4 protein-coding genes are annotated in these 5034 nt (G+C 62.3%); 2 read left to right on the top strand and 2 right to left on the bottom strand.

Features of this window, described 5'->3' with window-relative positions; translation table 11 throughout:
• The coding region (locus FN369_RS09160) for a site-specific integrase (RefSeq protein WP_178087783.1) at positions 1–378 on the bottom strand (378 nt) is incomplete at its 3' end.
• 198 nt (positions 379–576) lie between these two features.
• Here FN369_RS09160 and ppc point away from each other — a divergent pair.
• Both ppc and FN369_RS09150 read left to right on the top strand, forming a co-directional pair.
• Positions 577–3348, top strand: coding sequence for a phosphoenolpyruvate carboxylase (gene ppc / locus FN369_RS09155; protein WP_142525851.1), 2772 nt, complete (start codon positions 577–579; stop codon positions 3346–3348).
• Between the two features lie 88 nt (positions 3349–3436).
• Positions 3437–3658 carry a hypothetical protein gene (locus tag FN369_RS09150; RefSeq protein WP_178087782.1) on the top strand — a complete coding sequence of 74 codons (222 nt, stop codon included), beginning with the start codon at positions 3437–3439 and terminating at the stop codon, positions 3656–3658.
• A 7-nt stretch (positions 3659–3665) separates the two neighbouring features.
• Here FN369_RS09150 and FN369_RS09145 read toward each other — a convergent pair.
• Positions 3666–5034, bottom strand: a 1369-nt coding sequence (locus FN369_RS09145) for a 2-isopropylmalate synthase (RefSeq protein ID WP_246189646.1), incomplete at its 5' end; no start/stop codon positions are given.

Here is a 5034-nt window from a genome sequence, read left to right as displayed (position 1 = left end):
CGGCAGGCGCCGCGCAAGCCGAGGAAGGCTCACGGAACGGGCCGGATTGTCCGCCATCTGCTTCGTCTTCACGGCCCGGGCAAAAAATGCACGCAGGGCTGCGAAGCGGACGCGGATGGAAACCGCTCCCAATTCCGGACGCAAGCAAAGTTCGTAAAGATAATCGCGAAGCTCGTGCGGCTCCGTCGACCACCAGTCCTTCCCACGTCGCCGCTCGGCAAACTCCCGCAAGGCTTGCCTGTAATTGCGAATCGTAAAGGGGGAATATCCCTTTTGCTCCCGAAGAAAGGCGAGAAAGCGATCAATTTCGCGCTCCTCGCCCGCAGGCGCCTCGGTGTTCGCTCCCTCGGCATCCGATTCTGCCTCGCCCCTGTCCATTCCGCTCCCGCCGAAGCTCTGCCCGCCCAGCTCCCTTATCTTGGAATCCGTAAGCGAGCTTACCGTGCGCGGAGGCTTTCCGACTACAAGAAAACTGCTTCGCGCTTCTGGCCGTGCGATCCTCGGGCCCGGGGAACGAGCCACGATCTATTTTGGCGCTCTCGAAAAAGAGTGTAGGGTCCTCGGTTCCAAGCGCTCATGAACCCAACCACCCCACCCTCGGATCATGATCTGGAGAGCCTCTCCCGAGAAGTTCGCCTGCTGGGAGACGCCCTGGGCCGTGTCATTGCGAAGCTCGAAGGCAGCGAGGTCCTCTCGCTCGAAGAAGAGATTCGATCGCTTGCCAAGGCCAGCCGCTCCGGGGAAGCCGGTGCCGCCGACTTTTTGGGAGCCGCGGTGGCAAAACTCTCTCCCGATCTGGCCTACGAGATGGCCATGGCCTTCACCAGCTATTTCGAATTGGTCAACCTTGCGGAGGAAAACTATCGAATTCGACTGCTGCGCAGCCGGAGAAGCCGACAACTGGAGTCGGGCCTCGTCCCGCGGGCCTCGATCGAGGCGGCCCTCGTGGAGCTCAAGGCTCAGGGCGTTTCCCCGGAAGAGATGCAGCGGATCGTCGACAAACTCCACATCACGCTCGTCGTGACGGCGCACCCGACGGAAGCCAAACGACGGACGATTCTCGTCAAGCTGCGCCGGCTGGCGCAGCTTCTCCGCGATCAGACGGAAAGCTCGCTCGCGCGGACGGCGGATTGGCTCGCATCCCTGGAAAGGGAGATCGCCTCCCTTTGGCTTACGGATCGGAGCCGCACGGAGCGGCCCCAGGTCCTGGACGAGGTTCGAACAGGACTCTGGTTTTTTGATTCGACGCTCTGGGAGGTCCTTCCGGACCTGGAGGCCGAGATGGCAAGAGTGCTCTCCCGGCACTACCCAACCGTGCGGCCGCCCCGCCGCTGGATCTCCTTCGGCTCTTGGATCGGGGGAGATCGAGACGGCAACCCGTCGGTGACCTTCGATGTAACGGCGGAAGGTCTTGTGCTCCATCGACGGCTGGCTCTTTCGAAGATCGCCGGCGGCCTCGATCAGCTCTCCCATCTCTTGACCATTTCCACCCGCCGGGATCCGTCCGCGACGGAACTGCTCGATCTCTTCTCCCGGCGCGAACGCCTCATCCTTCATCGCAACCGGCTCGGCCTCCGGTATCCGAACGAACCCTACCGCCTCTTTTTGGCGGCGCTTCGCGAAGAGGTAATCCAAGAAGAGAATCATGCCCGGGCCTCCGATCTCCTCGACCTGTTCGGCCCCCGTCCGGAGCCCGATCTCACACTGGGCAACCTCTCTCATGCTCTCGATGCCGTAGAGGCGGCCCTCGAAAAAGGGCGGGCCCCCTTCTTGGCCGGCGGGGACCTGCTGCGGCTCCGGCGACAGCTGCAAACCTTCGGCTTGCACATGGCGGCGCTCGATATCCGCCAGCACTCCCGCGTCCACGAACAGGCTCTCGATGAGATCTTGGCTCTTCTCGGCCGAGTCGAGGGATACGCACGATGCAACGAGGGCCAAAAGCAAGAGCTGCTCTCCTCCCTTCTCGCAGAACCCCCGATCGTCGATCTTCACCGGCTTTGGGACCGCTGCGGTCCGGCGAGCCGGGACATCTTGGGTTCCCTCTTGACCGTATCGCGAGCCCAGGCCCTCTACGGAAACGAGTGCGTCGGAGCCTACGTGATCAGCATGACCCGCGAGCTCTCCGACATCCTCGAGGTCCTTCTCCTTTGTCGCCTCACCCGAGCCGATCTCTCGATCGCGCCCCTGGTGGAAACCTTGTCGGATCTCGCCGCCGCTCCGGAGATCCTACGCAGCCTTTTCGATCATCCCGCCTATCGCCCGCACCTGGAACGTCATGGCAAAGAGCAGATCGTGATGCTGGGTTATTCCGACAGCAACAAGGACTGCGGCTACCTCGCCGCGAGTTGGTGGCTCTACAAGGCCCAAGACGCCATCGTCGAAGTCTGCCGCCGATATGGAGTCAGCCCCATCCTCTTTCACGGCCGAGGTGGAACGATCGCCCGGGGGGGAGGGCCCGCGGCGCAGGCGATTCTGGCCCAGCCCTGCGGGCTCATCGAAGGCAAGATCCGCATCACCGAGCAGGGCGAGGTACTCTCCACGCGCTATCACGATCCGGACCTCGCCTTCCGCATCCTCCAGCAGATCTGCTATGGGGTCTTGACCGGCATCCACGCGTCGAGCAGCCGGCCCCCTCTTCCCGCTCGCTGGACCGATGCGATGGAGGAGATCGCGGCGCAAAGCGTTCCCCTCTACCAAGGGCTCGTCCGGGACGATCCTGCGTTTCTACGGTTTTGGCGGGAGGCGACTCCCATCGACGAGCTCCGGTTACTCAACATCGGCTCCCGGCCGGCCCTCCGCTCGCGCAGCGACACGTTGGAGGAGCTCCGGGCCATCCCCTGGGTCTTCTCCTGGATGCAGAGCCGCTTCGTGGTGCCGGGCTGGTATGGAATGGGCGCCCTCGCCTCCTTTTGCGCGGGTTCGCCGCAGAAACTCGGACTACTCCAAGAAATGTACGAAGGATGGCCTTTCTTCCGGACCACGCTGGACAATGCGCAGCAATCCCTTGCCAAGGCGGACATGAACATCGCCGCGCGCTATGCATCGCTCGTTCAAGACCTGGAGATCCGCGAGCGCATCTTTTCTCGAATCCGCTCGGAATATGATCGTTCGGTCCAACAGGTCCTGGCTATCTGCCGCATCGGCGCCTTGCTCGACCGCGAACCGATTCTCCAGCGTTCGATTCGGCTCCGGAATCCCTACGTCGACCCACTCAACTACATTCAAGTCGAGATGCTCCGCCGGCTCCGATCGCTCGACAGCGGCCAAAAGGACGAAGAGCGCCCGCTCCGGCGCGTCATCGAATTGACCATCAACGGAATCAGCGCGGGATTGCGGAACACGGGATAGTCGGCGTCCGGGACAATTCTCCAAAAGGTTCGCCTGAACGACGACAAAGGTATTTGCTTTCCTGCAGCAAATGGGCGTTAATTGCTCTGTGGTGGCGCATCCAAAGAGCTTACGGACGGCGGAAACCGGCGAGCATCACGAGCCGGGCCACGCGCACCGGCGTCGTGACATGACGATGGGCCTCATCCTCATCATTGTCATCGGTTACCTCTTCCTGATGGCCTTTGTGACCTTTCACCGACTCCTGGCCCTCTTGCTGCCGGAAACTCCGCCCCCTTCTCCGATCTCCCCGCCCGTGCCCCTTTTTTAAACCTTCTTTATCGAAGGCAACCGCCAGCGATCGTCTCCGGGTCCCCGCGTCCCTCGGTTTGCTCTCCCGCCGCCGGGCTGGTTCTGCTCCCCTTGGAGGAAGGAGCCTCTTCCTTCCGAGCAGCCTCGGCCCGCGAAAGGAAGGAGCGATTGACCGCGTTGAGATAGGCGCGAACGCTCGCCTCCACCACATCGGTCGAGGCTGCTTTCCCCGTGACGGGTCGGCCTTCGCCGAAATCGACCCGAACCGTTACTTCGCCGATAGCATCTTTCCCTTCGGTCACCGCTTGCACCACATACTCCACCAAGTGACCGCGCCGCCCGCTGATCCGATCGATCGCTTTCATCGCCGCATCGACCGATCCTCCCCCGACTCCCGCATCGGTCAAGAGTTCGCCTCCCTTGCGCAAGCGCACCGTAGCAGTGGGGACCCCTTGAAACGCCGTCGACACGCTCCAGTAGACGAGCTCAAAGGTCTCCTGAATCCGGGTGATCTGCCCTTCGGCAAGCGCTACCAGATCGTCGTCGTAGACGAACTTCTTCTTATCTCCGATCTCCTTGAATTTTCCGAAAATGGCGTCGATCTCCTCACGGCTCAATCCGAAGCCGAGGGTGACGAGCCGCTTTTCCAAGGCGGCTCTCCCGCTGTGTTTCGTCAAAGGCAGCTCGCTCTCGCCCCACCCGATCGTCGTTGGATCCATGATCTCGTAGGTCTCTCGCTTCTTGAGAACGCCGTCCTGGTGGATGCCGGCGCTATGGGCGAATGCGTTTTCGCCGACCACCGCCTTGTTTCGCTGGACATGGAGCCCCGACATGCGAGCCACCAGCCGACTGGTTCGAACGATCTCCTTCAGATGTATGCCCGTTTCGAGACCACCGAAGAAGTCGCGACGCGTATTGAGCGCCATCACGATCTCTTCGAGCGCGGCGTTCCCGGCCCGTTCTCCAATCCCGTTGATCGTCCCCTCCACCTGACGCGCCCCGGCTTGAATCGCTGCGAGCGAATTGGCGACCGCCAAGCCGAGATCGTTGTGGCAATGGACGCTCAGCACGGCAGAGCCGATGTTGGGGACCCCCCCGAAGAGCATCCGGATCCGTTCGGCAAACTCTCCGGGCGTCGCATATCCGACTGTGTCGGGGATGTTGATCGTCGTCGCCCCTGCGGCAATGGCCTCCGTCACGATCCGCAAGAGAAAATCCGGCTCCGTGCGCGTCGCATCCTCCGGAGAGAATTCTACATCCTCCACGAAGTTGCGGGCCCGCCGGATCGACTCGACGGCGATGCGAACGATCTCTTCCCGGCTCTTCGCGAGCTTGTGCTCACGATGGATCGTCGAGGTCGCGAGGAACACATGAATCCGCCCGCGCCGGCCGGCC

The sequence above is a fragment of the Methylacidimicrobium cyclopophantes genome (assembly GCF_902143385.2).
GTDB classification, from domain to species: Bacteria; Verrucomicrobiota; Verrucomicrobiia; order Methylacidiphilales; family Methylacidiphilaceae; genus Methylacidimicrobium; species Methylacidimicrobium cyclopophantes.
Note: the sequence above shows the minus strand (reverse complement) of the source record. Positions and strands in the feature narration are given on the sequence as shown.